The sequence below is a fragment of the Methylomonas sp. TEB genome, from assembly GCF_047777895.1.
Classification (GTDB): Bacteria; Pseudomonadota; Gammaproteobacteria; order Methylococcales; family Methylomonadaceae; genus Methylomonas.
Window position 1 is genome coordinate 1200178 of the sequence record NZ_CP180476.1, and the last position, 26792, is coordinate 1226969.

Sequence of the window (26792 nt, forward strand, 5' to 3'; positions counted from 1 at the left end):
CTTTTCGTTATGTACAAAAGTAAATAACGAAAAACAAAAATAACTTATTTCAATGTGGGAAATAGTGTTTGTTGCCAATCCGTTTTGTTCAAATCAGATAAATAATTGAATAATGTCTACACCAGAGAAAAATCCAAAGGCGCTAGAACTACCTTGGCTTGAAGGTGAATTGCGTCTAGCCGGTATTTTGGATCGGCGCATGATCAGCTTGCTACGGGCAATAGAGCAAAGCGGATCTATCAATCAAGCCGCCAAACAGGCTGGATTAAGCTACAAAGGTGCGTGGCAGATGATAGAGCGTGCAAATAATCTGGCTCCGAAGGTTTTAGTAGCCACCGCGACGGGCGGCAGCAAGGGAGGCGGTACCAAGCTAACGGCGGCGGGTTTGTCCTTGCTCAAGCTATTTGCCCGCCTAGAGGATCAGCATCGCACCCTTTTGCAGCAGCTCAATCAAAGTTTGATCGACGATCCGGATGTAATGCTTTTGTTGAAACGTCAGGTGATTAAAACCAGTGCCGGAAACCAGCTGTTCGGAACGATTGCCAAGATCAATTCTGGCGCAGTAAACGTCGAAGTATTTGTGTCATTGAAGGGGGGAGAGCAAGTTGTTGCCAGTGTGCCGTTGGCAACATGTGTAAATTTGCAATTGAAGGTAGGCGGCGACGCCGTGTTATTGGTCAATGCGCCGGATATTTTGGTGTTGGGTGATGATGATCTTGGGTTTCATGGATTGTCGGCGCGGAATCGTCTGGCTGGTCGTGTGATTCGCATCCATTTTGATGGTGTGGATTCTGAAGTGATTATCCAATTACCCAGTGGCGAAACCATTGCTGCCACTATCACCCAGATTAGCGCTGAGGCTCTTACACTCAAACCTGGCGCCAATGCGACAGCCGTGTTTAAGAGTAATGCCGTGATCTTGGCTGCATTGGTGCCTACCGGCGACTGTTAGCTAGGCCGATAAAGATATTCGTTATAAATCCTACAAATCTTAAATAATCATCATTCGATAATTGTCGCGTTTGCGACATTGTCGGGTCGCTTCGCCGCCAAACTGCCGGTTTCCGCGAATGATTCCCATCAGAAAACCAAGCAAAAACCGTCTCAACCATGGGTTTGGTGTGGTTTTAATCTTCCTGGCAAGTGTTTTGCTTGCATGCTGTTAACGACTTTTCATTCATTACCTTTCATTGGGGATTTAAGCAGATGCTACTTGAAAAATACGACAGCCAAGGGCTTTTATGGATCACAACCTTAGTTGGCAAAACCAGCAAAGCCGGCATTTCGGCGTTTCGCGGCGACTTGGTGTTGGTCGAAGGCGAGTTGCGTGAAGGGTCGACGAATATTCGGGACCGGAAAACCCCGGAGCTGGTGATCAATCAATCAGCGATATTAGCGGACAGCGACAAAATTCTGTTTATCAACGGCCTGTTTTTTCAATTGGAGGATCTGCCGGTATTCGTTGAAAAGTATAAGGATGCCTTGACGCCTGAAACCGTCACGCTGTTTTACGTGCAAAACATCGCCAAACCAACGCAAATCGTTTTAGACGGCGTTGTTTTCAATTTATTGCCGCATCAGGAAGGCATGGTTTGGAATTTGATGCTGGAAGAGCTTTATATCGAAAAATCCGATCTGAAAGGCCAATCCGGCGAAGACAAGGTCATCACTGCATATGAGGCAGCCAAGGGCTATAAAATCAAAGCCGAGCCGATCAGTTTGGAGACAGCTTTGTCGCAAACTATTGAGGTTAAAAAAGATTTAGCCGTTGGGCCGGTTTAAGTTGGGTTCCGCGGACCTTTTTTGGGGAATGCGCCATGAAAAATTTTAAAACTATTTCCGCTGTCGATTCCGAAAAGCTGATCGCTGAACAGCAACCGATGATATTGGATTGCCGCGATCTCAAGGATTATCGGGCCGGGCATATCGACAATGCCATGCATGTCCACGAGCAATTGCGCGATTCGCTGTTAAAAAAAGCCGACAAGGCCAAACCTTTGCTGATTTATTGCTATTACGGCCATGCCAGCGAGCATTTGGCGGAAATGTTCGGCGATTTTGGTTTTCAACAGGTCTACAGCATGGCCGGCGGCTATTCCGACTGGAAAGAACAGCACAAACTTTAAGGGTGACGCTATGGAACAATTATCACGAGATCTGGCTTTGCGTATTGCACTGGCTTCGCGGATTTTGCCGGGAGTAGATGTACCGAAGTTGATCGGTGTGTTGCACGAAAAAGTCGGCTCGCCGTTGGATGACGAAAAACTGAAATCGATTACCGTTACCAATCTGAAGACCGGCATCGGAAGTCTGGATGGCGAGGAAGACGGCGAAGATATTGGCATCGGTCTGGAAAACATCAAGCTGGCGGTCCGGTATTTGTGGGGCGAGGAAGACGAAGACGAGGGGCTGCCGGAAATCATGCCTTATAAAGAGGGTGATATTCCGGAATCGATTCGGGTGGCGATTGCCTCCAATAGCGGGCAGCTATTGAACGGTCATTTTGGTTCCTGTATTCGGTTTTTGGTCTACCAATTGTCCCGATCTGATATGCGCTTGATCGATATTCGCTCGACAGTGGAAGCCGACAGCGCCGATGACAGAAATCTATTCCGGGCCAATATGATCAAGGATTGCCACGTATTGTTTGTGCAATCCATTGGTGGGCCGGCGGCCGCCAAGGTGATTCGCGCCGATATTTATCCGATCAAGGAACCCGATGTGATCGATGCGGTGGAGAAACTCACCGAGTTTCAGAAAGTGTTTGACGCTGCGCCGCCTTGGATGGCGAAGGCTCTCGGTAAAAGTGCCGAGGAGCGGAAGCGTTTCGCTCATCAGGAATAAGAGGCTCTGAAATTGTGCGTCTTACCCTCTCCGTGGAGAGGGTAAGTTTTTGTTCCGCTTAGCTTTGGTCGTAATAATTCAATCGCGGAGCGTTATTGCTTTTCCATCGTTTTGATAAACGCATCTGCCTCGTTAATCGACTTTTCCATTTCCACAACCAAAGCCGATACATCCGATTTAACCGAGTCTAGCTGACCTTTTAGCGAAGCAATGGCCTGGGCATTCAGATTGTGTTTCAGATACAGCACCTGATCGCGAAATACGCTGAGTACCGGCTCGATTTTGGTTTCGGCTTTGCGCATTGCCGCTAGCAGTTGTTGATAGTGCGCTTTGGTGGCCGTCAACTTTTGCTGGCTGTTCCGTCTTAGTGAAGCATTGCTGTATTGGGTTAGTTCGGTTTCCCATTCGCTGAATAGTGCGTTGGAGACGTCCTCTATATCAGCGATGCGCTTGTTCACTTCCGCCGCTTTCTTGACGCTGGCCTCATATTCACCGTTCAGTTTGTTGTAGGTGGCTTCCAAATCGCCGCCTTTGAAATTGGTCATCACGGTGAATTGTTCGAGCGCCGACTTAAATTGTTGCTTGGTTTCCTCTTGAGTATCGCGGGCTTTTTCCACGCGATGCACCATCACTTCGCGTTTGGGTATGCCGATTTTCTCCAGGCCGCTGTAATAGGCGCTGGAGCAGGCGGCTAAGCCAAACATCAACAAAAACAAACTAAATCGTGAACTGAATTTCATAAAAGCTCCGTGGGTTGGTGGATGCATTATAAGCCCGTGTTTGTGTACTTCAACTTCGGGTGCTTACCGGGTTCTGACGCAGCTAGACTGAGTGTGGACGTTCGATTGTGAATATATTCACATATTTGACTTGGTGTTTTAAAACGCAATAAACATCAATAAGCAAACTCCAGATTTAATCAGGGTTACAGTAGATCTGGATATTGTTGAAAGTAAAATAATGCGATAGCTATTCAAAATTTATCGATTGCCGGTGGCGGATGATTCGATTTTAGGTTTTACTTAAGCCACGTTTTCGAACAGGGTATTGAAGATTTGGGATGATTTAAAAAACTATTAAACTATTAAATTGTTAATTATTTTTTATATTAGGTGGCGCAAATGAACGAATTAAAAAAAGATGTATTTATCGGTTCTGTATCATTTTTAGGTATAGTCGCTTTTGTTTCCGGGCAATTTATATTGTCAACAATGATGTTTGGGGTGGCGGCATTATGGAGTACGATTTTATTAAATAATCGTGTGCAAGCAGTTAAGAATTGAAATTTTTTCAATATGGTCAGAGACTTGCAAGCGATATTTTTCATTATTCGCTTGTGTTCATACTCCCGCAACCTCACAGGTTTGCGGGAGTTTTTTTGCCTGGATGATATTAGTGTTAAGAGTTAGAAAATACTGCTATCGATAATATCAAGGTTGTCATCTTTTTAGATATATCTCGCATTGGTCAATCTGAGCTACGCCGGTAGATTGCGTGCGGGTTTGAATTTTTATAATTTCCTTAAAAAGCCCAGTTTCTCTTTTATTTTTATCTCCAAACCGCGTTCCACCGGAAAATAATATTGCCGGGTTTTTAACGCTTCCGGAAAATAGTTTTCGCCGGCGGCATAAGCATTTTTTTCGTCATGGGCATAGCGATACTCCGCACCGTGTCCCAATTCCTTCATTAATTTGGTCGGCGCGTTGCGCAAATGGATGGGGACTTCCAGCGAGCCGCTATTGCGGGCGTCCGCCATTGCCGCTTTATAGGCCACGTATACCGCATTGCTTTTCGGCGCACAGGCCAGGTAAACGATGGCTTGTGCCAGCGAAAGTTCACCTTCCGGGCTACCCAGACGCTCGTAAGCGTTTGCGGCGTTTAACGCTAATTCCAGGCCGCGCGGGTCGGCATTACCTATGTCTTCGGATGCCATGCGAATCACTCGGCGGGCGATATACAAAGGATCGCAACCACCGTCCAGCATTCTGGCAAACCAATAAAGAGCGGCGTCCGGATCGGTGCCGCGTACCGATTTGTGTAAAGCCGAAATTTGGTCATAAAAAATATCGCCGCCTTTGTCGAAGCGATTGGCGTGGCCTAATAGTACTTCGTCCAACACTTCCCGACTCACGGTTTCCCGACCGTCGAGGTTTTCCGCCAGGTCGGCGGCGATTTGCAAGATGTTCAGACAGCGGCGGGCATCGCCGTCGGCGGCTTTGGCGATCATGGTCAATATATCGTCTTCGATCCGCAAATCCCGACTACCCAGTCCGCGTACTTTGTCGGTCAATGCGTTGTGCAGCAAGGCTTGCAGATCTTCGGTTTCGATACTGCGCATCACGTAAACCCGCAAGCGCGACAACAAAGCGTTATTCAATTCGAACGAAGGATTTTCGGTGGTGGCACCGAATAAAATAATCGCGCCGCTTTCGATGGGGGCCAACAAGGAATCCTGCTGGCTTTTGGAGAAACGATGAATCTCGTCGATAAACACCACGGTATTCAGATTGCGGCTTTGTTTGACGTCTTCCGCCTCGGCCACTGCGGCCCGGATTTCTTTCACGCCGGCCATGACTGCCGACAATTCGATGAAATGGCAATGTGCGCTGGCGGCAATGATTTTGGCTAACGTGGTTTTGCCGACGCCGGGCGGTCCCCAAAATACCAGCGAGTGCGGTACGCCTTGTTCGATAGCCACGCGCAGCGATTTGCCCTTGCCCAGCAGGTGCTGCTGGCCGATGAAATCGTCCAGCGTAGTCGGTCGCATTCTGGCCGCAAGTGGCGCATAGGCGGTATTGTCAAAGGCGGTAGCATTCTTCATTTGCGGGGACTCGGTAAAACAAATAGGCAATGGCGGCATTTTTCTTTAGAATTGCCGACCATTTTATTGATTCTAATGCCGGATTGACATGGATTTAAAATTCTTAGATTTCGAACAGCCGATTGCCGAACTACAGGCCAAAATAGAAGAGCTGCGTAAGGTCGAACTCGACAACAATTTTGACATTTCCGAAACCTTGAAGCAGCTTGAGCAGAAATGCGAGAGTTTGACGGAAAGCATTTTCGCGGATTTGTCGGACTGGCAAATTTCGCAATTGTCCAGACATCCGGGCCGGCCTTATACGCTGGATTATATCGATCTGATATTCACCGAATTTCACGAACTGCACGGTGATCGCTCCTACGCTGACGATCCGGCCATCGTCTGCGGCATGGCTCGCCTGGAAGGTCAGCCGGTGGTGGTGATCGGTCATCAAAAAGGCCGCGATACCAAAGAAAAAATTTATCGCAACTTCGGTATGCCGCGTCCGGAAGGTTATCGCAAGGCGCTGCGGGTTATGAAGCTGGCCGAACGCTTCAAACTGCCCATCATCTGTTTAATAGATACCCCAGGCGCCTATCCGGGTATCGGCGCCGAGGAACGTGGTCAAAGCGAGGCGATCGCCCGCAATCTGTTCGAAATGTCCAAATTGCGCACCCCGATTATTTGTACAGTAATCGGAGAAGGTGGTTCAGGTGGCGCCTTGGCCATCGGCGTGGGTGATAGGTTATTGATGCTGGAATACAGCACCTATGCGGTTATATCTCCGGAAGGTTGTGCTTCTATTTTATGGAAAAGTGCCGATAAGGCCCAGTTGGCTGCGGAAGCGATGGGCATCACTTCAGACCGCGTACGTGAACAAGGTTTTCTGGATGAAGTGATCCGCGAACCCGTTGGTGGCGGTCATCGCAATTTCGAAAAAATTGCCGCCAATCTGCAAGAGGCTTTGTGCAGACATCTGAACGAACTTCAGCAACAGGCGGATAATATGGACATGCTGCTGGAAAGACGCTATCAACGCATTATGCGTTTTGGTTCGTACATCGAAGAGCCGGTCAAATAAAGCCGTCAGTTAATTTAGTTGTTCATTAAAAGGCCGAGTGAAATCGGCCTTTTTTGTGAGTAAACCATGCCCGATCTCAATTCTCAGGTCATCGCCGCTTTATTACCTGTTACGTGCCGGAAAGTTTTCGTTGCTTATAGCGGCGGCTTGGACTCGACGGTGCTGCTGGATTTATGCGTTGGCTTGCCGTCGCTCACCGGCAAAATTATTGCCGTTTATGTCGATCACGGCTTGCAAGCCGAGTCGGCGGGATGGGGTGAGCATTGTCGCCGGCAAGCAGAGCGCTTAGGTGTGGATTTTCAATTGTTAACGGTTGATGCGCGGGCCAACAACGGCGAAAGCCCGGAGGCGGCGGCACGAGAGGCCCGTTATCGGGCGCTACGGGAATTATTGGCTGTCGACGATATTATCCTGCTGGCCCAGCACCGCGAGGATCAGATGGAAACCATGCTATTGCAATTGTTCCGAGGCGCCGGCGTGTCAGGCTTGGCCGGCATGCCGATTACCAGTGCGTTTGGGAAGGGACAAATGCTGCGGCCGCTATTGAATGTGGCCAAGGCCGAGATACAACGCTATGCGCAAACTCAAGGTTTGCAATGGGTGGAAGATCCCAGTAATCAAAGCAGCGATTTCGACCGCAATTACCTGCGTAACGACATTCTTCCCTTATTAAAACAGCGCTGGCCAGCACTGGATAAAACGGTTGCACGTTCGGCCGGGCATTGCGGCGACGCGGCACGGATGATAGAGGCTTGGGCGGCGCAGACCTTGCCGACGTTTTTCGATCCGACCGATGGCAGTTTCAATATCGCCGATTTATCAGCCGTCACAGCGATGCAAATGAATTGCCTTTTACGGCAATGGTTGGGCCGTATCGGGTTGAAACCGCCGAGCCAGGCGGTGTTGCAAACGCTGGTTGAGCAGTTGATTGGTGGGCGTGCCGATGCGTTGCCGCAAATTGATATTCAAGGCCATTCGATCCGAAAATATCGGCAAAAAGTGTATTGCATCCCCCTGCAACGTTTACAAAAAGAAACTCAGGCAAAGCCGTGGAACCAAGAGCAGGAGCGGATAACCTTAGGCAATGGCTATGTATTGACCAGAAGCACTGCATCGGCCGGGCTATCCAAAAGCTTGTGGAATAGTGCAATAGTGACGGTGGAGCCAAGGCGGGGTGGCGAAACGCTTAAAATGCCTGGCCGAGCGGGTCATCATTGTCTAAAAAAGCTTTACCAAGAGGCTGGGGTTCCGCCTTGGGAAAGAGAAATTCGGCCTTTGATTTACTTAAATGGCCGCTTGGCTGCGGTAGCAGGCTTATGGGTAGCGGAATGGGCTTGGCATAGCGCTACGGATGCTTGTTACCAATTGGATTGGCGAGTGCCTGAAAGCATGTAATGATAGACAACGAAAACCGTTAGGAGGTGTCATGTTGATGTTTCCCGAGATACTTCAGGCCATGATCGTGGGCATGATGGTTGCGATTCCGGCGATCCTGATCTATAAAAAAGCCGGGCTAAACCCAGCGTGGGCGGCGTTAGTGTTTTTGCCGATCTTTGGATTATTGATGGTGTTTTTACAATTGGCCTTCCAAGAGTGGCCAAATGCAAAGCAGGAGCGTTAGCCATGGAACTATTTTTTGTGTTGTTACCGGTGTTCATGTTGTTTTGCCTGTGGTTGGGTTATCGGATTTTGGAAAAAGCCGGATTCGACGGGCGTTGGACCCTAGTTTTGTTGGTGCCGGTGCTTAACATCATCATGATTTGGGTGTTTGCATTTAGTACTTGGCCCAAGTTACAAACTGGCGTAGATCAGGGCTTATAAGCAACTGCCTGACATGACCCCAAAGACCCTCGGCAAACTTCCGGCGATTTTTATTCCGGTGGTGTTATTCATCGTATTTGATACGGTGGCGCTAGGGCTTAATTTTTGGATTTCCGCAAAGCTGGAAAAAAGCGCGGTGGCTATTAACTTGTCCGGCCGCCAGCGCATGTTGTCGCAGCGCATGACCAAATCTTTGCTGATGTTACATGTTGCGCAAACCGACGCGGAGAAGCACAGCGCTTTTAGCGAATTTTCCGATGCCGTCGATTTGTTCGATAAAACCTTAAACGGATTTTTGCAGGGCAGCATGACCAGTAGCGGTGATGGCAAACCGGTTTATCTGGCTGCCACCGAAGCCCCCAATACGCAAATGATTACGGTCTCGGCGTCCCAGCTTTGGACTTTGATCCACAAACGTTTATTGCCGGTTGAACAAGGTGGTGCAGGGGTTGATGTCGAGGTTTTGCGGCCGGCATTAAATACATTGTTGATGCATAACTCGCAATTGCTGGGTTTGATGAATGAACTTACTACAGCATTGCAGCAGAACGCTACCAAGGAAGTGTTCTACTTGCGTACCTTGCAAGCTAGTCTGTTATTACTGGCGCTGTTGAATTTTGCTCTGGTCTGCAAACGTTTGCTGGCGCAAATCAAGCAATCGCAGGGCAATGTTCAGGCCTTGCGCAATATTATCGATTCCATCGAGACCGGTATCGTTTTGTATGGCCGAGACGAAAGTGTGCTTTCCGTCAATAAGGCCGCCAATCAGTTGTTCGGATATGGCGATCAGGTCTTGATCGGCAAGCCTTTAAAAGAATTGATTGTTGCGGACAATGCTCGAATGCTGGGGCTACGGCGCGACAATTCCACCTTTGTCGCCAAAATCAATACCCAAACCCTGTTCGAGTTTAACGATCAGATTAGTTTGTGCACTATTACCGATGTCAGCGAGCAGGAGCGCAAGGAAAAACAATTAATGCATTTGGCGTTTCATGATCAACTCACCGGTTTGCCGAATCGTGGTTTGTTGATCGAGCGCTTGCGGCAAGACTTGCTGCGCGCCAAGCGCGATTCGACATTTTTGGCAGTACTGTTTTTGGATTTGGACGGTTTCAAGGATGTCAACGATGAAATGGGGCACGATGCCGGCGATGAGTTATTGCAAGCCGTGGCTAGACGTTTTGAACAATGTTGCCGTGAAGTCGATACCGTCGCGCGTTTGGGCGGCGATGAGTTCGTATTCGTGCTAACGTCGCTGCACTCGGTGTTGGCGGCCAAGCAAGTGGCGCTAAATGTGTTGAAAGCGATCAATCAAGCATTTTTAATTCATGGAAAGACTGTCAAAATTGGTGCCAGTATCGGCATTGCCATGTATCCCACCGATCATTTCGAAGCCGAATTGTTGATTAAATGTGCTGACGATGCGATGTATCTGGCAAAGCAACGTGGCAAAAATCAGTTGGCGTTTACTGCCGAATCTCGTTGATGTTTTTCAATAATCGAGATCCCTGCTCAGCTTGCTTTGGCAATTAAAAAGGCAATTGCACCATAAAACTGTTAGAATTTGCCGCTTTTCGACCCCCTTGCTATTGCTTAACAGGGCGCCAAACGTTCATGACAAAATTCATATTCATCACCGGCGGAGTGGTTTCATCCTTGGGAAAAGGGATAGCCGCTTCATCGTTGGCAGCCATCTTGGAAGATCGCGGCCTGAAAGTTACTCTCACCAAACTCGATCCTTACATCAACGTCGATCCCGGCACCATGAGCCCGTTTCAACACGGCGAGGTGTTTGTTACCGAGGATGGCGCGGAAACCGATCTGGATTTAGGCCATTACGAGCGGTTTTTAAAAACCACGATGGCCAAGAAAAACAATTTCACCACTGGCCAGGTTTACGAGCAAGTGTTGCGTAACGAGCGCAAGGGCGAGTATCTTGGCGCGACCGTACAGGTTATTCCGCATATCACCGACGAAATCAAACGCCGTGTCTACGCCAGTGCGGAAGGTACCGATGTGGCACTGATCGAGGTCGGCGGCACGGTTGGTGACATCGAATCTTTGCCGTTTCTGGAGTCTATCCGGCAAATGGGCGTGGAATTGGGTCGGGATCGGGCGGTCTTTATCCACCTGACTTTGGTGCCTTACATCAAGTCGGCCGGCGAGATTAAAACCAAACCCACGCAACATTCGGTAAAAGAGCTGCGCACTATCGGTATCCAGCCGGATATTTTGATTTGTCGTTCCGAGCAGCCGATTCCGGCCAGCGAGCGCAAAAAAATCGCTTTGTTTACCAATGTTAACGAAAAAGCGGTCATTTCCGCGATTGACGCCGACACCATTTATCGCATCCCGCTATTGTTGCGCGAACAAGGCCTGGACGACATCGTCGTCGCTCAGCTACGTCTCGACGTGCCACCCGCTGACTTGTCGGCATGGGAGAAGGTGGTTGATGGTCTGACTCACCCGACCGATGAGGTCAATATTGCCATCGTCGGTAAATATGTCGATCACACCGATGCCTACAAATCCTTGAATGAGGCTTTGATTCACGCTGGGATCCACACCCGCCACAAGGTGCAAATTACCTATATCGATTCCGAAACGATCGAAGCCGAAGGTACCGCCAAGCTGAAAGATGTCGATGCGATTCTGGTGCCGGGTGGTTTTGGTGAGCGCGGCGTGGAAGGCAAGATTTCCACGGTACGTTTCGCCCGCGAGAACAAGATTCCTTACTTGGGCATTTGTTTGGGCATGCAGTCCGCGGTTATCGAGTTTGCTCGCGATGTGGTCGGTTTGGAAGGCGCGCATAGCACCGAGTTTTTGCCGAATAGCCCACACCCCATCATCGGCTTGATTACCGAATGGATGGATGAAGCCGGACAGTTGAACGTGCGCGACGAAGACTCCGACATCGGTGGCACCATGCGCTTGGGCGCGCAGAAATGCCGCTTAAAATCCGATTCATTGGCATTCGAGTTGTACCAAAAAGATGTGATTACCGAGCGCCATCGTCACCGTTACGAATTTAACAATCAGTATTTGAAGCAATTGGAAGCCGCAGGCATGCGTTTTTCCGGTAAGTCGCTGGATGGCCGCTTGGTAGAAATTATTGAGCTGCCCGATCATCCCTGGTTTTTGGCCTGCCAATTCCATCCTGAATTCACCTCGACACCGCGTAACGGTCATCCGTTGTTCTCCGGCTTCGTCGAAGCGGCTGCCAAACACAAGAAGCACCCTCTAGGGGCATAAACAAGGTTAAACATGCACTTATGTAATTTCGAAGTTGGCCTGGATAAGCCGTTTTTCCTGATCGCCGGTACTTGTGTGATCGAAAGCGAACAAATGACCATGGATACCGCCGGTAAATTGAAGGAAATAGCCGATGAGTTGGCTATTCCGTTTATTTATAAATCCTCGTTCGACAAAGCCAATCGTTCATCTTTGGGTAGTTTTCGCGGGCCGGGTCTGGAAAAAGGTTTGCAGATTCTGGAAAAAGTGAAGCAACAGTTGCATGTACCAGTTCTGACCGACGTGCATGAAGATACACCTTTAGAAGAGGTTGCGGCGGTGGTCGATGTGTTGCAAACGCCGGCATTTCTATGCCGCCAGACCAATTTCATTCAAAGCGTCGCGGCTTTGGGTAAACCCGTAAATATCAAAAAAGGCCAGTTTTTAGCACCCTGGGATATGGCCAATGTCGCCGCCAAAGCCAAAGCCACCGGCAATCAGCAAATCATGGTTTGCGAGCGCGGCGTGTCGTTTGGCTATAATAATTTGGTTTCGGACATGCGTTCGCTGGCCGTAATGCGCGACACCGGTTGCCCGGTGGTATTCGATGCCACCCACTCCGTGCAGTTGCCGGGCGGGCAGGGCAATGTCTCCGGCGGCCAGCGTGAGCATGTGCCTGTGTTGGCGCGCGCGGCAGTCGCAGTGGGCATTGCCGGGCTTTTCATGGAATCGCATCCCAAACCGGAAGAAGCGTTGAGCGACGGCCCGAACTCCTGGCCCTTGCACCGCATGAAAGAATTATTGGAAATGTTAGTAACGATAGACCGGGCTGTTAAATCCACCAGCCTGATTGAAACCACACTATAGGGCAAAATAATGGCAAGAATAGTAGACGTAAAGGCAAGAGAAGTTCTGGATTCACGCGGTAACCCGACCGTGGAAGCAGAAGTGTATTTGGCATCCGGCATAGTCGGTACTGCGATGGTGCCTTCCGGTGCCTCCACCGGCGAACGCGAAGCGATTGAGTTGCGTGATGGCGATAAAGCCCGTTATTTGGGCAAAGGTGTGTTGAAGGCAGTTAACTTCGTCAACACCGAAATCCGCGAAGCCGTTGTAGGTATGGACGCCAACAACCAAGCCGCATTGGACGAAAAAATGATTGCCTTGGACGGCACTCCTAGCAAAAGCCGCATCGGTGCGAATGCCATTTTGGGTGTTTCCATGGCGGCTGCCCGTGCTGCGGCGCAAGAAGCTGGCGTACCGCTTTACAAATTCCTGAACAAATCCGGCGAATTCATTCTGCCTGTACCAATGATGAACATCATCAACGGTGGATCGCATGCTGATAACAGCGTGGATTTGCAAGAATTCATGATTCTACCTGTCGGCGCCCCCACTTTCCGCGAAGCGATCCGTTACGGTGCCGAAGTATTCCACAACCTGGCTAAAGTATTGAAAAGCCGCGGTTTGGCCACCACTGTAGGCGACGAAGGCGGCTTTGCACCTAACTTGTCTTCCAACGAAGAAGCCATCGAAGTGATCCTGGAAGCGATCGAAAAAGCCGGCTACAAAGCGGGTGAAGACATCTACCTGGGTATGGATGCAGCGGCTTCCGAGTACTTCGAAGACGGCAAATATGTGTTGTCTGCGGAAAATCGCAGCTTTAACTCCACGGAAATGGTCGACTTCCTGGCTGCTTGGGTTGATAAATATCCCATCATCTCCATCGAAGACGGTCTGGATGAAAACGACTGGGACGGCTGGAAATATGAAACTGAAAAATTGGGCGGCAAAATTCAATTGGTCGGCGACGATTTGTTCGTGACCAACCCTGCCATCCTGAAAGAAGGTATTGAGAAAGGCATTGCCAACTCCATCCTGATCAAAGTTAACCAAATCGGTACCTTGACCGAAACTTTGGCCGCTATCGATATGGCTGCTGCTGCGGGTTATAGCGCCGTGGTTTCTCACCGTTCCGGCGAAACCGAAGACACCACCATCGCCGACTTGGTGGTTGCTACCGGTACCGGTCAAATCAAAACCGGTTCATTGAGCCGTTCCGACCGGGTTGCCAAATACAACCGTCTGATGAAAATCGAAGACGAGTTGGGCGACAAAGCTAAATATGCCGGCCGTAGCGCATTCAAAATGCTGAAATAAAAAAGCGTAGGTTGGGTTACCCTTCGGGTATAAAAGCTCGATAGAGCGTAACCCAACACGTCGACTTCTAAGTTGGGTTAAGCCCTCGCGTAGGGCTAACCCAATCTACAGATCGAGAGCAGCCATTAAAACCCTGATCGCCATCATCATCCTATTAATCGTTCACTTCCAGTATCGGTTGTGGCTAGGTGATGCCAGCGTCTCGCAGATTAGCGATTATCGGGAACGCCTGGATACGCTGACTAAGGAAGCCCAGGAAAAAAAGGAACGCAATGATTCCTTGTATGCCGAGGTGCTGGATTTGCGCCGTGGCTTGGAAACCATCGAAGAGCGTGCCCGCTATGAATTGGGCATGATCAAGGAAAACGAAACCTTCTTTCAAGTGCTTGAGTAGTATGAGGCGAGCCAAATTAATATGGATTGCCGTACTAACGCCAACAATAGCGATTGTTTTATTACTTGGATATATGGTAATTGCTTTAGATGAGGCAAATCATACCGACGAAATAGCCAGTGCCATTCTGTTTGGGCATGATAAAAATGAAGATGCGCAAGCTTTTCGAGCAAGAGATGAACTGAATATTGCCGTTTTAAATGCCGCTTTATCCAGGCGTTTTCAACTAGGGAGTGACCCATCGAAGGCTCAAGTTTTTTTCGAAGAGCTTGGCGCCAATTGCGAGTCTCAAACAAATAAAGTCATATTCTGCAAACTACAACAAGCAGCAAGCATCCCTTGTTCAACTTCTCTAGACATTTCACTAGAAGTTGGTGCTGAAAGTGGTTTGAAAGCTATAGATGCCAAAGAACGATCAGTTTGTTTGTAAATACTTATTGAATTCTAAGAAGAAGATTTATAGTAGTCGTGGCAAGAAATCCATCCATCAAATGCTGGGCAGTTGTCCCGGCAGCGGGCGTCGGCAAACGCATGCAAGCCGACCGCCCCAAACAATATCTGCCGCTGGCTGGTAAAACCGTCATTGAACATACCTTAAACCGCCTGTTGCAATCCGGCGCGTTTCAAGCAGTGGCTGTTGCCATTTCGATTGAAGATCCGTATTGGCCTGAATTGGCGGTGTCCAAACATCCGCAAGTGATTACCGCGCCGGGCGGGAAAGAGCGGGCCGACTCGGTACTATCGGCGCTGAAGTCTTTGCAAGGCCAGGCCGCCGAAGACGACTGGGTGTTGGTGCATGACGCCGCTCGGCCTTGTCTCACGGCTTTTGATATTCATCTGCAAATTGACACGCTGAAAGACGATGTAGTTGGCGGCATTCTGGCGTTGTCTTCGCACGATACGTTGAAGCATGTGGATGGTGACACTATCACCGCCACGGTTGACCGAAAGCACATTTGGCGGGCCTTGACCCCACAAATGTTCAAATACGGCATGTTGCGCGACTCCTTGCAGCAAACCGAAGGCAATCCGGCCATTACCGATGAGGCCAGCGCATTGGAATTGTTGGGTTTCCAGCCGAAAATCGTCGAAGGCCGTCCCGATAACATCAAAATCACCCGGCCGGAAGATCTGGCGCTGGCGCAATTTTATATGGAGCAACAAGCATGATCCGAGTCGGCCAAGGCTACGACGTTCACCGTTTCAACGACGGCGACCACATCATTTTGGGTGGCGTGAAAATTCCCTATGAAAAGGGCCTGGAGGCCCATTCCGACGGCGACGTGGTATTGCATGCGCTGGCTGACGCCATCCTCGGCGCGGCGGCTTTAGGTGACATCGGCAAACATTTCCCCGATACCGATCCCGAATTCAAGGGCGCCGACAGCCGCGTGTTACTGCGCCACGTTTATAAAATCGTCCAAGAAAAAGGCTACAAATTAGTCAACGCCGATGTGACCATCATCGCCCAGGCGCCGAAAATGCTGCCGCACGTGCCCGCCATGCGCGCCAACATCGCCGCCGACTTGGCTGTTGATGTCGATTTCATCAATGTCAAAGCTACCACCACGGAGAAGCTGGGCTTCGAAGGCCGCAAGGAAGGTATCGCGGTGCAGGCGGTGGTGTTGATCGAGAAATAAACCGGTGACAACCGTTGCTGGGCGGTGGCAAATCCAAATAGGCCTGGGTGTGCCTGCGGGGCTTAACAATGTTGCCGCAACATAGCCTACGTGTATTGAATATGTCCAATGACAGATTTTAGTTTACCCGAATGGCCTTACGCCTACGGCGGCCCGTCCGGTACCGGCGCCATCAAAACCGAGCCTGAAGATTTCGTCGTCGAAGAAATTCTATCGTTTGAGCCGGAAGGCAGTGGCGAGCATGTATTCCTCCATATCGAAAAAATCGGCGAAAACACCGAATATGTCGCGCGGCAGTTGGCTCGCCATGCCGGTGTCAGACAACACGATGTCAGCTACGCCGGTCTGAAGGATAGACACGGCCGCACCCGGCAATGGTTCAGCGTGTGGCTGCCGGGTAAGGCTGATCCGGATTGGTCAGCTATCGAAACCGACCGGTTGCAGGTTTTGCAAACGGTCCGGCATGCCCGGAAACTTAAGCGCGGCGTATTGGCCGGCAACCGCTTTACTTTGCTGATCCGCAATTGGACAGGCGATCAAGAACTTGCCGAAAAGCAGTTGCAACACATCAAAGCCCAGGGTTTTCCGAATTACTTCGGCCCGCAGCGTTTCGGGCATCACGGCCAAAATATCGATCGTGCATTGGCGATGTTTGCCGGTGCCAAGGTCAAACGCGAACAACGTTCCTTGTATCTGTCGGCGGCGCGCTCGTATTTGTTCAATTTAATCTTGGCCCGGCGCGTCGAGCAAGCCAATTGGCAGCGTGCGATAAGTGGCGATGTATTCAAGCTAGACGGCAGTAATAGCTGTTTTACCGGCGATACCAACGACGTCAGTCTCTCGGCACGTGTCGAGCAGGGCGATATTCATCCCACCGGGATCATGTGGGGTCGTGGCGGTAAGATTGCCACAGCTGAGGCCGGTGCGATAGAAAGTGCCGTGATTGCCGCTAACGCAGCCGTAGCCGACGGCTTGATTGCGTTTGATCTGGAAGCAGATCGTCGGGCCTTGCGCGCATTGCCGCAAGATATGGCGTGGCAGTGGTTGGATAATCAACTCAAGTTGAGCTTCAATTTGCCCGCCGGTAGCTATGCCACTGCCTTGTTACGGGAAATTATCGGTGATGCACCTGGTGCCGGTGATTGAATTTGCTTTGATAAAATTGCTTTTTAAGTTGTAATGGCAGCGCTTTATAATACTTAAGTACAGTAGCGCGCCTAAGCGTTATAAGAACTATAACTTCTACTCACATCCTCCATGCCTGATAGCGGCCAGATAACCGGACCAGCAGATTCCACGTTTGACGATCCTTTATTGTTGGCTTTGCTGTCGGTCTGCAAGTTGTTGCATATCCCGCAAACCGCCACGGCCTTGGTGGCCGGGCTGCCCTTAGTCGATAATAAATTAACGCCGGCCTTGTTTACGCGAGCCGCTGAACGCGCCGGTTTGACCAGCCGCTTGTTGCGCAGGCCCTTGCAGAAAATTTCCAATTTGGTGCTACCGGCAGTGTTGTTGCTTAAAGATGGTAACGCCTGCGTGTTACTCGCCAAGAATACTGACAGTTATACCGTAGTGTTGCCGGAAACCGAGAGCGGCGAAAAGACTGTTAGCGTTGCGGAGCTGCAAGCCAGTTACAGCGGTTCGGCTTTTTTTGTGCAATTACAGCATCGCTTTGACGGCAGAACCGCGGAATCGGCGGTGCCTAAGGTCAAACATTGGTTTTGGGACGTCCTGTATAAATCTTGGCCGATTTATGCGGAAGTGTTGGCGGCTTCGGTATTAATCAATCTGTTTGCTTTGGCGGCGCCGTTATTTTTCATGAATGTGTATGATCGCGTGGTGCCGAATCACGCGCTGGAAACTTTGTGGGTACTGACGGTAGGCGTGCTGATCGTGTTTGGCTTTGAATTGGCGATGAAGCTGCTGCGAAGTTATTTTATCGATGCGGCCGGTAAGCGCGCCGATATTATCTTGTCGGCGAATATTTTTGAAAAACTGATGAATATTCGCATGGAAGCCAGGCCGCCATCGGTGGGTGCATTTGCCAACAGCCTGAGCGAATTCGAATCGTTTCGCGAGTTTTTGACCTCGGCGACGCTGGTGACATTGATCGACTTGCCGTTTTTGTTTTTGTTTTTAGTGATTATTTATAGCGTCGGCGGCAGTTTGGCTTTGATTCCGTTGGCGATTTTACCGTTGGCCATGTTGATTGGTATCGCCTTGCAGGCGCCGTTAAAGAACACGATCAACGCCATGTTCAAATTCGGCGGCGAGAAAAATGCCACGTTGGTGGAAGCGCTGTCCAATCTGGAAACTATCAAAACGGCCGGTGCGGATGGGCAATTGCAGCGCCGTTGGGAACAGAATGTCGGCGAAATTGCCCGGTTGGGGTTAAAGTCGCGGTTTTATGCCGGCTTAACCGTCAATTTGACTGCTTTCCTACAGCAATTGGCATCGGTACTGGTGGTGGTGGCCGGTGTCTACCAGATTACTGATGGCGATTTGACGACCGGCGGCCTGGTGGCTTGCACGATGTTGACCTCGCGGGCCTTGGCGCCGGTCGGGCAGGTCGCTGCATTATTGACCCGTTACCATCAAGCTGTCACCGCCTTGGGGTCGTTTAACCGCATGATGGCCTTACCGGTGGAACGCGAGAGTGGCAAGGACTATTTGCATAGGCCGGGTTTCAAGGGCGAGATAGAGTTCAAGCACGTCCGTTTCAGCTATCCGCAGCAACCGGTCAAGGCCCTGGACGGCATTACGTTTAAGATCAAGGCTGGTGAGCGTGTGGGGTTTATCGGCCGCATCGGTTCCGGCAAGAGTACCTTGGAAAAATTGATGCTGGGTTTATATCAGGCGCAAGAGGGTTCGATATTGATAGACGGCACCGATATTCGCCAAATCGACCCTTCCGATTTACGCCGGCAAATCGGCTATGTGCCGCAAGATATTGCCTTAATGTTTGGCAGCGTGAAGGACAATATTGTCTTGGGTTCACGCTACGCCGATGACGCTGCGGTGTTAAAAGCGGCGGCGATTGCCGGTGTGGATCAATTCGTCAGTAAACATCCTGCGGGTTTTGATTTGCAAGTGGGCGAACGCGGTGCATCCTTGTCCGGTGGGCAGCGGCAGAGTATTGCGCTGGCTAGAGCTTTGCTGTTGTCGCCATCCATTTTTATTATGGATGAGCCGACCAATGCGATGGACAACAGTAGCGAGGAGGCGTTTAAACAGCGGTTTGCCGCGCAATTGGGCGAACAGACTCTGATACTGGTTACGCACCGCATGTCGTTGCTGAGTTTGGTGGATAGATTGATCGTAATGGACGGCGGACATATGGTCGCCGACGGTCCCAAGGATCATGTGCTGGAAGCCTTGCGCCAAGGACAGATCAAGGTGGCTATTTGATATGTTGAAAAAAATAGCCGAGTGGCGCGCTGAGCATCGCTATCGAGCCGAAGATCAGGGCTTTTTAAGCGACGTCAACGCCGCCAATCTTTACGAATTACCCTTGCAAAGCCATTTGATCCTGTGGTCATCGGTGGCATTTGTGGTGGTGGCCTTGGTTTGGGCCGGATTTGCCAGCTTGGACGAAGTCACACGTGGTGACGGCAAGACCATACCGTCCAGTCAGGTCCAGGTGGTGCAGAATCTGGAGGGTGGTATCGTTTCGGAAATATTGGTTCAAGAAGGCCAATTGGTGGACAAGGATCAAGTGTTGCTGCAACTCGATCAAGTCCGTTTTGCTTCCTCGTTTAAAGAAGCCAAGTTAAAGTATTACGAGTTACTGGCGAATACCGCGCGCTTGAATGCCGAAGTCAACGGCACGCCTTTGGCGATTCCTGAGGAGGTTTTGAAAAACGCGCCGCAAATTGCCGAGAATGCCAGGCAATTGCTGGTTTCCAAGCAGAGCGAAATCAGGTCGAATAGTGACATTTTCGCCGAGCAGGTACGGCAGAAAGAGCAGGAAATTATTGAAATTCAATCGAAAAGCGACCAGTTGGCGCGTAGCTACAAATTATTGCAAGACGAAGTGAAGATGTCTGAACCGCTGGTGGCTGACGGGGCGATGTCGCAAGTTGAATTATTGCGTTTGCAGCGTGCTGCCAACGATTTGAAGGGCGAGCTGAATTCTGCCAATCTGGCGATGCCGCGGCTACGTTCGTCATTGGACGAAGCGCGTAACAAATTAGCGGAGATCAAGATTCGTTATAAAACCGAAGCCTTGAAAGAGTTGAACGAGGTGAAGGCGGAACTGGATCGTACATCCGAATCTGCCGTTGCTTTAGAAGATAGGGTTAGCCGTACCAGAGTGCTGTCGCCGGTAAAAGGCACGGTAAAACGCATCAAGGTGGCTACGGTGGGCGGCGTTATTCAACCCGGCATGGATTTGCTGGAAATCGTGCCGCTGGAAGATCAGTTGTTGATAGAAGCGAAAATTCGGCCGGCGGACATTGCTTTTCTTCGCCCTGGGCAGAAAGCTGTGGTAAAACTAAGCGCTTATGATTTTTCGATCTACGGTGGCCTGGAGGCCTCTTTGGAACATATCAGCGCCGACAGCATACCCGGCGAAAAGAAAGATGAAGACAGTTACTACTTGATTCGTTTGCGCACCGCTAAAAATTACCTGGAAAAGGGCGGCGAACGCTTGGAAATCATTGCCGGGATGACCGCGGAAGTTGATATTTTAACCGGAAAAAAAACAGTGCTTGATTACCTCTTAAAGCCGATATTGAAAGCCAGGGATAGGGCTTTAAGAGAACGATAACTCATAACAACAATTACATTTGTGGCTAACATACTGATTTATTCCAATAATCCTCAGCTGACGGCGCAGTGGACTCATGCGCTGATCGCGGAATATAACGTTAGTATGCTGCACAGTATCCGCAGCGAATATACGGCCGATGCAGTGATTTTCGATGCAAAAAAACTGGATGACGATGCCAGTTTGTTAACGGTTTTTGCTAACAAAAAGGTCCGGTTTCTGGTGATGGGTTGCGATTGGCCGGAACATAAGCAGATCGAGGTGCTGATTAACGGTGCCGCCGGCTATTGCGAACAATCCGAAGCGTCGGAACTTTTAACTCGTGCGGTAGCTTGTATTTTGGCGGGCGATATTTGGATTCGTCGGGCTTTGGTGCCCAAGGTCATTGGTGTGTTGACCAGTGCCAGGCGTCCACAACTTGCACCTAATACTGTCGATACCGAACTAAAGCTAAAGCAACTGGCTAGTTTATCCGCGCGCGAAGTGGAAGTGGCGGACATGATACGGCAGGGCGAAAGTAATAAGCGTATTGCTTTTGCGATGAATATTTCCGAGCGTACTGTAAAAGCGCATTTATCGTCGATTTTTAGGAAATTGAATGTCGACGACCGATTGAGATTAGCCCTATTGTTAAAAGAAATCGACCAATATCAGAGAGGAATGTTATGAGAGTCAGCAGGAGTTTGAGTTTAGGAATAGCCATGCATTTGGCCTGTGTATCCAGCAGCCAGGCGTTGAGTTTGCAAGAGTCTATTCAGAAAGTATTGGATGAAAATCCCCAAGTCCAAGCTGCCAAATCAGAACGCCGCGCGGTTGAAGAGGAAATCGGCCAAGCCAAGGCCGGCTATTTTCCAACGGTGGATGTCACAGCCGGCATCGGCTGGGAAGAATCGAATAACCCTACCACTCGGGGCCGCGGTGACGGCTCGGTTTTTTATCATAGGGAGGAAGGGGCGATTCTGGCCAGGCAAATGTTGTTTGATGGTCTGGCTACTCCGAATGAAGTGGAGAGACAGGAAGCTCGCACCGACTCACGAGCCTACACCGTATTTGGCCGGTCGGAAATAACCGCGCTTGATGGTGTTGAAGCCTACATCAAGGTGTTGCGACGTCAGGAGTTGTTGAATCTGGCTAAGGAAAATCTGCAACGTCATCAAGGTACCAACGATCAAATCAAACTGCGTAGTGAACGCGGCGTGGGCAAACGGGCTGACGTCGACCAGTCGATGGGCCGGGTAGCCTTGGCGGAAAAGAATGTGTTGTCCGAAATCGGTAATTTGAAAGATGCCGAGACCAGTTTCTTGCGAGTCATAGGTATGCTGCCGGAAGGGATTCAGCCGATTCAGTCCCCTGAAGCCGCATTGCCTCAGACGCTTGATCAAGCCATAGAGGAAGCGTTGGCCGACCATCCTATTCTGAAATCGGCCAATTCCGATATCGATTCGGCATTTGCTCAACATGCTACGGCAATGGCGCCTTATTTTCCGCGTTTTGATATTGAGACCGGCGTCAGTCATAACTACAATCTGGACGGTATTCGCGGTACCAACTCGGATATGACCGCGATGTTACGCATGCGCTATAACATTTTTAACGGCGGTAAGGATGTGGCCCGCCGCGAGCAAACCGCGCAGTTGATCAATCAGGCCAAGGATATTCGCGATAATACGCATAGGCAGGTGATTGAAAGCATGCGTTTGTCGTGGGTGGCTCACCAAACCGTGAAAAGTCAGCTGGAGTTTTTTAAACAGCACGTCGATTCCAGCGAGAAGACTATCAGCGCTTATCAGCAGCAATTCAATATCGGGCAACGGACGTTATTGGACTTGTTGGATACCTTCAACGAAGCCTATATCGCCAAAAGTTCGTATATCAATGCCAAATATGACGAGTTGTTTTCGCAATTTCGGATTTTAGCGAGCAAAGGCCAATTGAATAAGTATTTGGGTACGACCTTGCCCGCTGAGGTTCAGCCCCTTAGCGCCGCCGATTAAGGTGTTCGCGCGTTAAGCAAAGGACTTCTGACTAGACTTCCCCAAATAGCTCCTATTTGGGGAAAGCTGTGATTAGCTTGACCGTTTATTTCAAGTAATTTGCAGCTGAGTGCCAAGCCAACTAGAGATTATTTGGCAATATGCAATATGGCTTCCGACACAATATCCATTAATTCCGTACCGCCTTTTTGCACATATTCGATAATGGCCGTACGCATGCGCGGTTCCCAAAAGTTGCGGATATGTTGTTCAACGCCTTTAACAGCCAATTCCCGGTCGGGTTCGGATTTAAAAAAAGCACCAATGTTATTGGCCATTTTAATGAGATTATGGTTATCCATGTTCTATGCGGCTGATTCTTGGTAATGTTGTAAACGATGAGGGTGAGTGTAGATCATGTGATTCTCGTGACGGGCGAAGCCGACCAGAGTCAGCCCGCACTCTTCCGCCAATTGAATCGCTAATGCGGTAGGTGCCGATATGGCTGCCAGCAGTGTGATGCCGACGCTGGCCGCTTTTTGTACCATTTCGTAACTGGCGCGGCTGGTTACCAGCAGCCAGCCATTTTCAAAGTTGCAGTTGGCTTTGGCTAATGAGCCGATCAGTTTATCCAGCGCATTGTGGCGGCCGACATCCTCCCGTACCGCAACGATGCCGCGTTCCGGATGCAGCCACGCTGCCGCATGGACCGCGCCGGTCAATAAATTCAGAGATTGTTTTTGCGCCATATCGGCGAAACCGCTGCTCAATAGATGTGCACTAAGCGCTAAACCTTGGCCGACATGATGCGGGTGGCGGATGGCTTGTTCCAACGTAGTGGCACCGCACAAACCGCAACCGGTTCTGCCCGTCATGTTTTTGCCCTTGCCGTGCAGTTTCTCGAATCGGGCTTCCGGAATCGTCATTCTGACTTCCACGCCTTTGGAACGTTGTACGACACGTATCGATTGCAATTCGGAGGGATGACCGATGATTTCCTCGGTCAGGCTGAAACCCAGCGCAAAATCTTCCAAATTAAGGGGCGTTGCCAGCATCACCACGTGCGGGATGGTGTTGTAGACCAACACCACCGGCACTTCTTCGGCGACATAATCTTCCTTCGCGGTATGAACAGGCCCGCGCCAGCTATCGAACGTGCCGGTTCGATAGCTGGTCCAGCCCAGTTCGCTTGAGACTGCATCCATAAATCGGTTGCGGTTTACTCGTTGACCGCGATGCGGTTTTCCAGCAAAGACAACTGATTGTCGGAAAAGTCTTGGTATTCCTGTTGCCATGCCGACGGTTGCGCCACTTTGGCGACATGCACCGCTGTAACCTTGTATTCCGGACAGTTGGTTGCCCAGTCCGAGTTATCCGTGGTTATAACGTTTGCGCCCGAATGCGGGAAATGGAAAGTGGTATAAACCACGCCCGGCTGCATGCGGTCCGTGACCTTGGCGCGCAATACCGTTTCGCCGGAGCGACTTTTCACTCCGCACCAATCGCCATCGCTGATGCCTAAGACTTCGGCATCGTGCGGGTGCAATTCCAGACGGTCCTCTTCATGCCAAGCAACGTTTTCAGTGCGGCGGGTTTGCGCTCCAACGTTGTATTGCGACAAGATTCGGCCGGTGGTCAGGATCAACGGATACTTGCTGCTGGTGCGTTCTTCGGTGGCAACGTATTCGGTCAGCATGAAACGACCTTTGCCGCGGACGAAGTGATCAGCGTGCATAATCGGCGTGCCGTCCGGGGTTTCGTCGTTGCAAGGCCATTGGATGCTGCCCATTTCGTCGATTTTTTCGTAACTGACGCCGGCAAATTGTGGCGTCAGCGCCGCGATTTCATCCATGATTTCCGAAGGATGACTGTAATTCATCGGATAACCCAGCGCGTTGGACAAGTCCTGGGTTACTTCCCAGTCTTCCTTACCGCCCAGTGGGGACATGACTTTGCGAACTGGTGAAATCCGGCGTTCGGCATTGGTAAACGTACCGTTTTTTTCAAGGAACGAGGAACCAGGCAAAAATACGTGAGCGAATTTAGCCGTTTCGTTCAGGAAAATGTCTTGTACGACCAAACATTCCAATTCACGCAGAGCGTGATGTACATGAGTGATGTCAGGGTCGGATTGGGCGATGTCTTCGCCTTGTACGTACAAGCCTTTGAAACTGCCGTCGATAGCTGCGGCAAACATATTCGGGATGCGTAAGCCGGGTTCGGATGACAGCGCTACGTTCCAAGCTGTTTCGAACTGAATGCGGGTTTGCGAATCGGAAACATGGCGGTAGCCCACAAACTCGTGCGGGAACGAGCCCATATCGCAAGAGCCTTGCACGTTGTTTTGTCCGCGCAGCGGGTTGACGCCTACACCTTCGCGGCCGATATTGCCGGTTGCCATGGCCAGGTTTGCAATACCGATAACGGTCGTGGAGCCTTGGCTATGTTCGGTAACGCCCAAGCCGTAATAAATCGCACCATTACCGCCTGTTGCGTACAAGCGGGCTGCCGCGCGCATGCTCTCGGCAGGCACGCCGGTCAATTCGGCAACGGCTTCAGGTGAATGCTGAGGCAGCGCAACGAAGGTTTTCCATTTGTTAAACGACTCGACATCGCAACGTTCCAACGCAAATTTTTCGTCCGCCAGGCCTTCGGTGACGATGACGTGAGCCAATGCAGTGACGACGGCAACGTTAGTGCCGGGACGCAGTTTCAGATGATAGTCGGCTTTTACATGTGGGCTATTGCTAACCAAATCGATACTCCGCGGATCGACCACGATTAGTTTTGCGCCTTGGCGTAAGCGGCGTTTCATCATTGAACCGAAAACCGGGTGGCCGTCGGTTGGGTTGGCGCCGATTACCATAATCACATCGGACTGCATGACCGAGTCAAAGGTTTGGGTGCCGGATGACTCGCCGAACGTGCTTTTCAATCCGTAGCCGGTCGGTGAGTGGCAAACGCGGGCGCAGGTGTCGACATTGTTGTTACCGAAGCCGGCGCGGATTAATTTTTGCACCAGATAGGTTTCTTCGTTGGTGCAACGCGATGAAGTAATGCCACCGATTGAGTCTTTACCGTATTTGGCCTGGATACCTTTCAATTTGTTGGCAGCAAAGCTAATGGCTTCTTCCCAGCTGACTTCGCGCCAAGGATCGGAAATTTTTTCCCGGACCATGGGAGTGGTGATGCGGTCTTTGTGGGTCGCATAACCGAACGCGAAACGGCCTTTGACGCAAGAGTGACCATGGTTGGCCTGACCGTTTTTGTCGGGCACCATGCGCACCAGTTGTTCGCCTTTCATTTCGGCTTTGAATGAGCAGCCAACACCGCAATAGGCGCAGGTGGTGATGGTGCTGTGTTCCGGTACGCCATTATCGATTACCGATTTTTCCATCAGCGTCGCTGTAGGGCAAGCTTGTACGCAGGCGCCGCAGGATACGCATTCGGATTCCATGAATGGCTGGTTTTGGCCTGGAGAGACTTTGGAGTCGAAGCCGCGACCGTCAATAGTTAGGGCGAAAGTGCCTTGCACTTCTTCGCAAGCGCGCACGCAACGCGAGCAAACGATACATTTCGATGGATCAAAGCTGAAATAAGGATTGCTGGTGTCTTTTTCAGAATCCAGATGATTTTCGCCATCGAAGCCGTAGCGGACTTCACGCAAGCCAACTTGACCGACGGTGTCTTGCAGTTCGCAGTCGCCGTTGGCGGCACAGGTCAGACAGTCTAAAGGATGGTCGGAGATATACAGTTCGGCGATGCCGCGTCTGATGCTGGCCAACTTATCGTTCTGGGTACAGACCTTCATGCCGTCCGCGACCGGGGTGGTACAAGACGCTGGATAGCCGCGGGCGCCTTCGATTTGCACCAGACACATTCGGCACGAGCCGAACGGATCGAGGCTGTCGGTGGCGCACAGTTTAGGAATGCTGATCCCTGCTTCGGCGGCGGCGCGCATTACGGAACTGCCGGCATTGACAGTGACCTTATGGCCGTCGATTTCCAGAGTGACTTGATTTGCAGACGAACTCGCGGGAGTTCCGTAATCTATTTCGTTATTGGCAGACATATTTA

At 50.5% G+C, this 26792-nt stretch carries 27 protein-coding genes; 22 read left to right on the forward strand and 5 right to left on the reverse strand.

Annotated elements, in window-relative coordinates; translation table 11 throughout:
* Positions 1–112 precede the first annotated feature (112 nt).
* The 4 genes from ACMXD4_RS05450 to ACMXD4_RS05465 all read left to right on the forward strand — a co-directional run bounded on the left by ACMXD4_RS05450 (position 113) and on the right by ACMXD4_RS05465 (position 2844).
* Positions 113–952, forward strand: a complete 840-nt coding sequence (locus ACMXD4_RS05450) for a TOBE domain-containing protein (protein WP_415880092.1) — start codon at positions 113–115, stop codon at positions 950–952.
* 254 nt (positions 953–1206) lie between these two features.
* On the forward strand, positions 1207–1782 hold the full coding sequence (locus ACMXD4_RS05455; RefSeq protein ID WP_171696337.1) for a hypothetical protein: 576 nt from the start codon (positions 1207–1209) through the stop codon (positions 1780–1782).
* A 35-nt stretch (positions 1783–1817) separates the two neighbouring features.
* Positions 1818–2126 (forward strand): rhodanese-like domain-containing protein, encoded by a 309-nt coding sequence (locus ACMXD4_RS05460; RefSeq protein WP_415880093.1) that lies wholly within the window; start codon positions 1818–1820, stop codon positions 2124–2126.
* A gap of 10 nt (positions 2127–2136) precedes the next feature.
* Positions 2137–2844 (forward strand): dinitrogenase iron-molybdenum cofactor biosynthesis protein, encoded by a 708-nt coding sequence (locus tag ACMXD4_RS05465; protein WP_033157020.1) that lies wholly within the window; start codon positions 2137–2139, stop codon positions 2842–2844.
* Positions 2845–2936: 92 nt separating this feature from the next.
* On the opposite strand, the gene ACMXD4_RS05470 is transcribed toward ACMXD4_RS05465, so the two are convergent.
* Complete coding sequence (locus tag ACMXD4_RS05470; protein WP_033157019.1) at positions 2937–3584, reverse strand: DUF2959 domain-containing protein; 648 nt, start codon at positions 3582–3584, stop codon at positions 2937–2939.
* Positions 3585–3965: 381 nt separating this feature from the next.
* On the opposite strand from ACMXD4_RS05470, the gene ACMXD4_RS05475 reads away from it, so the two are divergent.
* Positions 3966–4127, forward strand: coding sequence for a hypothetical protein (locus tag ACMXD4_RS05475; RefSeq protein ID WP_165385922.1), 162 nt, complete (start codon positions 3966–3968; stop codon positions 4125–4127).
* A gap of 227 nt (positions 4128–4354) precedes the next feature.
* Here ACMXD4_RS05475 and ACMXD4_RS05480 read toward each other — a convergent pair whose 3' ends face one another.
* Positions 4355–5665 (reverse strand): replication-associated recombination protein A, encoded by a 1311-nt coding sequence (locus tag ACMXD4_RS05480; protein ID WP_171696336.1) that lies wholly within the window; start codon positions 5663–5665, stop codon positions 4355–4357.
* 88 nt (positions 5666–5753) lie between these two features.
* Here ACMXD4_RS05480 and accA point away from each other — a divergent pair, with 88 nt between their 5' ends.
* From accA to ACMXD4_RS05565, 17 genes are all read left to right on the forward strand, one after another.
* On the forward strand, positions 5754–6728 hold the full coding sequence (gene accA / locus ACMXD4_RS05485; RefSeq protein WP_171696335.1) for an acetyl-CoA carboxylase carboxyl transferase subunit alpha: 975 nt from the start codon (positions 5754–5756) through the stop codon (positions 6726–6728).
* A gap of 66 nt (positions 6729–6794) precedes the next feature.
* A complete protein-coding gene (gene tilS / locus ACMXD4_RS05490) occupies positions 6795–8123 on the forward strand; it encodes a tRNA lysidine(34) synthetase TilS (RefSeq protein WP_415880094.1) in 1329 nt (442 codons plus the stop codon).
* Between the two features lie 31 nt (positions 8124–8154).
* A complete protein-coding gene (locus ACMXD4_RS05495; protein ID WP_171696333.1) occupies positions 8155–8349 on the forward strand; it encodes a hypothetical protein in 195 nt (64 codons plus the stop codon).
* A 2-nt stretch (positions 8350–8351) separates the two neighbouring features.
* A complete protein-coding gene (locus ACMXD4_RS05500; RefSeq protein ID WP_171696332.1) occupies positions 8352–8549 on the forward strand; it encodes a hypothetical protein in 198 nt (65 codons plus the stop codon).
* Positions 8550–8562: 13 nt separating this feature from the next.
* Positions 8563–10035, forward strand: coding sequence for a diguanylate cyclase domain-containing protein (locus tag ACMXD4_RS05505; protein ID WP_171696331.1), 1473 nt, complete (start codon positions 8563–8565; stop codon positions 10033–10035).
* Between the two features lie 128 nt (positions 10036–10163).
* Entirely contained in the window at positions 10164–11801 is a 1638-nt protein-coding gene (locus ACMXD4_RS05510; RefSeq protein WP_033158830.1) for a CTP synthase, read from the forward strand.
* A gap of 12 nt (positions 11802–11813) precedes the next feature.
* Positions 11814–12647 (forward strand): 3-deoxy-8-phosphooctulonate synthase, encoded by an 834-nt coding sequence (gene kdsA, locus ACMXD4_RS05515; RefSeq protein WP_415880095.1) that lies wholly within the window; start codon positions 11814–11816, stop codon positions 12645–12647.
* Between the two features lie 9 nt (positions 12648–12656).
* The gene (gene eno / locus ACMXD4_RS05520; RefSeq protein WP_415880096.1) at positions 12657–13940 is read left to right on the forward strand and encodes a phosphopyruvate hydratase; all 1284 of its coding nucleotides are present in this window, start codon (positions 12657–12659) and stop codon (positions 13938–13940) included.
* A 157-nt stretch (positions 13941–14097) separates the two neighbouring features.
* On the forward strand, positions 14098–14334 hold the full coding sequence (locus tag ACMXD4_RS05525; protein WP_306789996.1) for a septum formation initiator family protein: 237 nt from the start codon (positions 14098–14100) through the stop codon (positions 14332–14334).
* A 1-nt stretch (position 14335) separates the two neighbouring features.
* Entirely contained in the window at positions 14336–14764 is a 429-nt protein-coding gene (locus ACMXD4_RS05530) for a hypothetical protein (protein WP_415880097.1), read from the forward strand.
* A gap of 38 nt (positions 14765–14802) precedes the next feature.
* The gene (ispD, locus tag ACMXD4_RS05535) at positions 14803–15504 is read left to right on the forward strand and encodes a 2-C-methyl-D-erythritol 4-phosphate cytidylyltransferase (RefSeq protein ID WP_415880098.1); all 702 of its coding nucleotides are present in this window, start codon (positions 14803–14805) and stop codon (positions 15502–15504) included.
* The gene (ispF, locus tag ACMXD4_RS05540) at positions 15501–15974 is read left to right on the forward strand and encodes a 2-C-methyl-D-erythritol 2,4-cyclodiphosphate synthase (RefSeq protein ID WP_062329150.1); all 474 of its coding nucleotides are present in this window, start codon (positions 15501–15503) and stop codon (positions 15972–15974) included. Before ispD ends, ispF begins: the two co-directional genes overlap by 4 nt.
* A gap of 108 nt (positions 15975–16082) precedes the next feature.
* The gene (gene truD / locus ACMXD4_RS05545) at positions 16083–17120 is read left to right on the forward strand and encodes a tRNA pseudouridine(13) synthase TruD (RefSeq protein ID WP_415880099.1); all 1038 of its coding nucleotides are present in this window, start codon (positions 16083–16085) and stop codon (positions 17118–17120) included.
* A gap of 111 nt (positions 17121–17231) precedes the next feature.
* Positions 17232–19382 carry a type I secretion system permease/ATPase gene (locus ACMXD4_RS05550; RefSeq protein WP_415880100.1) on the forward strand — a complete coding sequence of 717 codons (2151 nt, stop codon included), beginning with the start codon at positions 17232–17234 and terminating at the stop codon, positions 19380–19382.
* A 1-nt stretch (position 19383) separates the two neighbouring features.
* A complete protein-coding gene (locus ACMXD4_RS05555; protein ID WP_033158837.1) occupies positions 19384–20742 on the forward strand; it encodes an HlyD family type I secretion periplasmic adaptor subunit in 1359 nt (452 codons plus the stop codon).
* A 21-nt stretch (positions 20743–20763) separates the two neighbouring features.
* Entirely contained in the window at positions 20764–21411 is a 648-nt protein-coding gene (locus tag ACMXD4_RS05560; protein WP_165786264.1) for a response regulator transcription factor, read from the forward strand.
* A complete protein-coding gene (locus ACMXD4_RS05565; RefSeq protein ID WP_051670413.1) occupies positions 21408–22736 on the forward strand; it encodes a TolC family outer membrane protein in 1329 nt (442 codons plus the stop codon). The genes ACMXD4_RS05560 and ACMXD4_RS05565 overlap by 4 nt, the downstream gene beginning before the upstream one ends.
* 128 nt (positions 22737–22864) lie before the next feature.
* Here ACMXD4_RS05565 and ACMXD4_RS05570 read toward each other — a convergent pair whose 3' ends face one another.
* Genes ACMXD4_RS05570 through fdhF form a run of 3 tightly spaced genes read right to left on the reverse strand, consistent with a single transcriptional unit; the run spans position 22865 to position 26787 of the window.
* Entirely contained in the window at positions 22865–23053 is a 189-nt protein-coding gene (locus ACMXD4_RS05570; RefSeq protein ID WP_415880101.1) for a formate dehydrogenase subunit delta, read from the reverse strand.
* Positions 23054–23080: 27 nt separating this feature from the next.
* A complete protein-coding gene (gene fdhD / locus ACMXD4_RS05575; protein ID WP_033158840.1) occupies positions 23081–23920 on the reverse strand; it encodes a formate dehydrogenase accessory sulfurtransferase FdhD in 840 nt (279 codons plus the stop codon).
* Between the two features lie 14 nt (positions 23921–23934).
* On the reverse strand, positions 23935–26787 hold the full coding sequence (gene fdhF, locus ACMXD4_RS05580) for a formate dehydrogenase subunit alpha (RefSeq protein WP_415880102.1): 2853 nt from the start codon (positions 26785–26787) through the stop codon (positions 23935–23937).
* Between the last annotated feature and the right edge of the window lie 5 nt (positions 26788–26792).

What these genes read in the sequence shown, in the direction of transcription:
- ACMXD4_RS05450 (WP_415880092.1), top strand. Translation starts at nt 113, where the DNA reads ATGTCTACACCAGAGAAAAATCCAAAGGCGCTAGAACTACCTTGGCTT.
- ACMXD4_RS05455 (WP_171696337.1), top strand. Translation starts at nt 1,207, where the DNA reads ATGCTACTTGAAAAATACGACAGCCAAGGGCTTTTATGGATCACAACC.
- ACMXD4_RS05460 (WP_415880093.1), top strand. Translation starts at nt 1,818, where the DNA reads ATGAAAAATTTTAAAACTATTTCCGCTGTCGATTCCGAAAAGCTGATC.
- ACMXD4_RS05465 (WP_033157020.1), top strand. Translation starts at nt 2,137, where the DNA reads ATGGAACAATTATCACGAGATCTGGCTTTGCGTATTGCACTGGCTTCG.
- ACMXD4_RS05470 (WP_033157019.1), bottom strand. Translation starts at nt 3,584, where the DNA reads ATGAAATTCAGTTCACGATTTAGTTTGTTTTTGTTGATGTTTGGCTTA.
- ACMXD4_RS05475 (WP_165385922.1), top strand. Translation starts at nt 3,966, where the DNA reads ATGAACGAATTAAAAAAAGATGTATTTATCGGTTCTGTATCATTTTTA.
- ACMXD4_RS05480 (WP_171696336.1), bottom strand. Translation starts at nt 5,665, where the DNA reads ATGAAGAATGCTACCGCCTTTGACAATACCGCCTATGCGCCACTTGCG.
- accA (WP_171696335.1), top strand. Translation starts at nt 5,754, where the DNA reads ATGGATTTAAAATTCTTAGATTTCGAACAGCCGATTGCCGAACTACAG.
- tilS (WP_415880094.1), top strand. Translation starts at nt 6,795, where the DNA reads ATGCCCGATCTCAATTCTCAGGTCATCGCCGCTTTATTACCTGTTACG.
- ACMXD4_RS05495 (WP_171696333.1), top strand. Translation starts at nt 8,155, where the DNA reads ATGTTGATGTTTCCCGAGATACTTCAGGCCATGATCGTGGGCATGATG.
- ACMXD4_RS05500 (WP_171696332.1), top strand. Translation starts at nt 8,352, where the DNA reads ATGGAACTATTTTTTGTGTTGTTACCGGTGTTCATGTTGTTTTGCCTG.
- ACMXD4_RS05505 (WP_171696331.1), top strand. Translation starts at nt 8,563, where the DNA reads ATGACCCCAAAGACCCTCGGCAAACTTCCGGCGATTTTTATTCCGGTG.
- ACMXD4_RS05510 (WP_033158830.1), top strand. Translation starts at nt 10,164, where the DNA reads ATGACAAAATTCATATTCATCACCGGCGGAGTGGTTTCATCCTTGGGA.
- kdsA (WP_415880095.1), top strand. Translation starts at nt 11,814, where the DNA reads ATGCACTTATGTAATTTCGAAGTTGGCCTGGATAAGCCGTTTTTCCTG.
- eno (WP_415880096.1), top strand. Translation starts at nt 12,657, where the DNA reads ATGGCAAGAATAGTAGACGTAAAGGCAAGAGAAGTTCTGGATTCACGC.
- ACMXD4_RS05530 (WP_415880097.1), top strand. Translation starts at nt 14,336, where the DNA reads ATGAGGCGAGCCAAATTAATATGGATTGCCGTACTAACGCCAACAATA.
- ispF (WP_062329150.1), top strand. Translation starts at nt 15,501, where the DNA reads ATGATCCGAGTCGGCCAAGGCTACGACGTTCACCGTTTCAACGACGGC.
- truD (WP_415880099.1), top strand. Translation starts at nt 16,083, where the DNA reads ATGACAGATTTTAGTTTACCCGAATGGCCTTACGCCTACGGCGGCCCG.
- ACMXD4_RS05550 (WP_415880100.1), top strand. Translation starts at nt 17,232, where the DNA reads ATGCCTGATAGCGGCCAGATAACCGGACCAGCAGATTCCACGTTTGAC.
- ACMXD4_RS05555 (WP_033158837.1), top strand. Translation starts at nt 19,384, where the DNA reads ATGTTGAAAAAAATAGCCGAGTGGCGCGCTGAGCATCGCTATCGAGCC.
- ACMXD4_RS05565 (WP_051670413.1), top strand. Translation starts at nt 21,408, where the DNA reads ATGAGAGTCAGCAGGAGTTTGAGTTTAGGAATAGCCATGCATTTGGCC.
- ACMXD4_RS05570 (WP_415880101.1), bottom strand. Translation starts at nt 23,053, where the DNA reads ATGGCCAATAACATTGGTGCTTTTTTTAAATCCGAACCCGACCGGGAA.
- fdhD (WP_033158840.1), bottom strand. Translation starts at nt 23,920, where the DNA reads ATGGATGCAGTCTCAAGCGAACTGGGCTGGACCAGCTATCGAACCGGC.
- fdhF (WP_415880102.1), bottom strand. Translation starts at nt 26,787, where the DNA reads ATGTCTGCCAATAACGAAATAGATTACGGAACTCCCGCGAGTTCGTCT.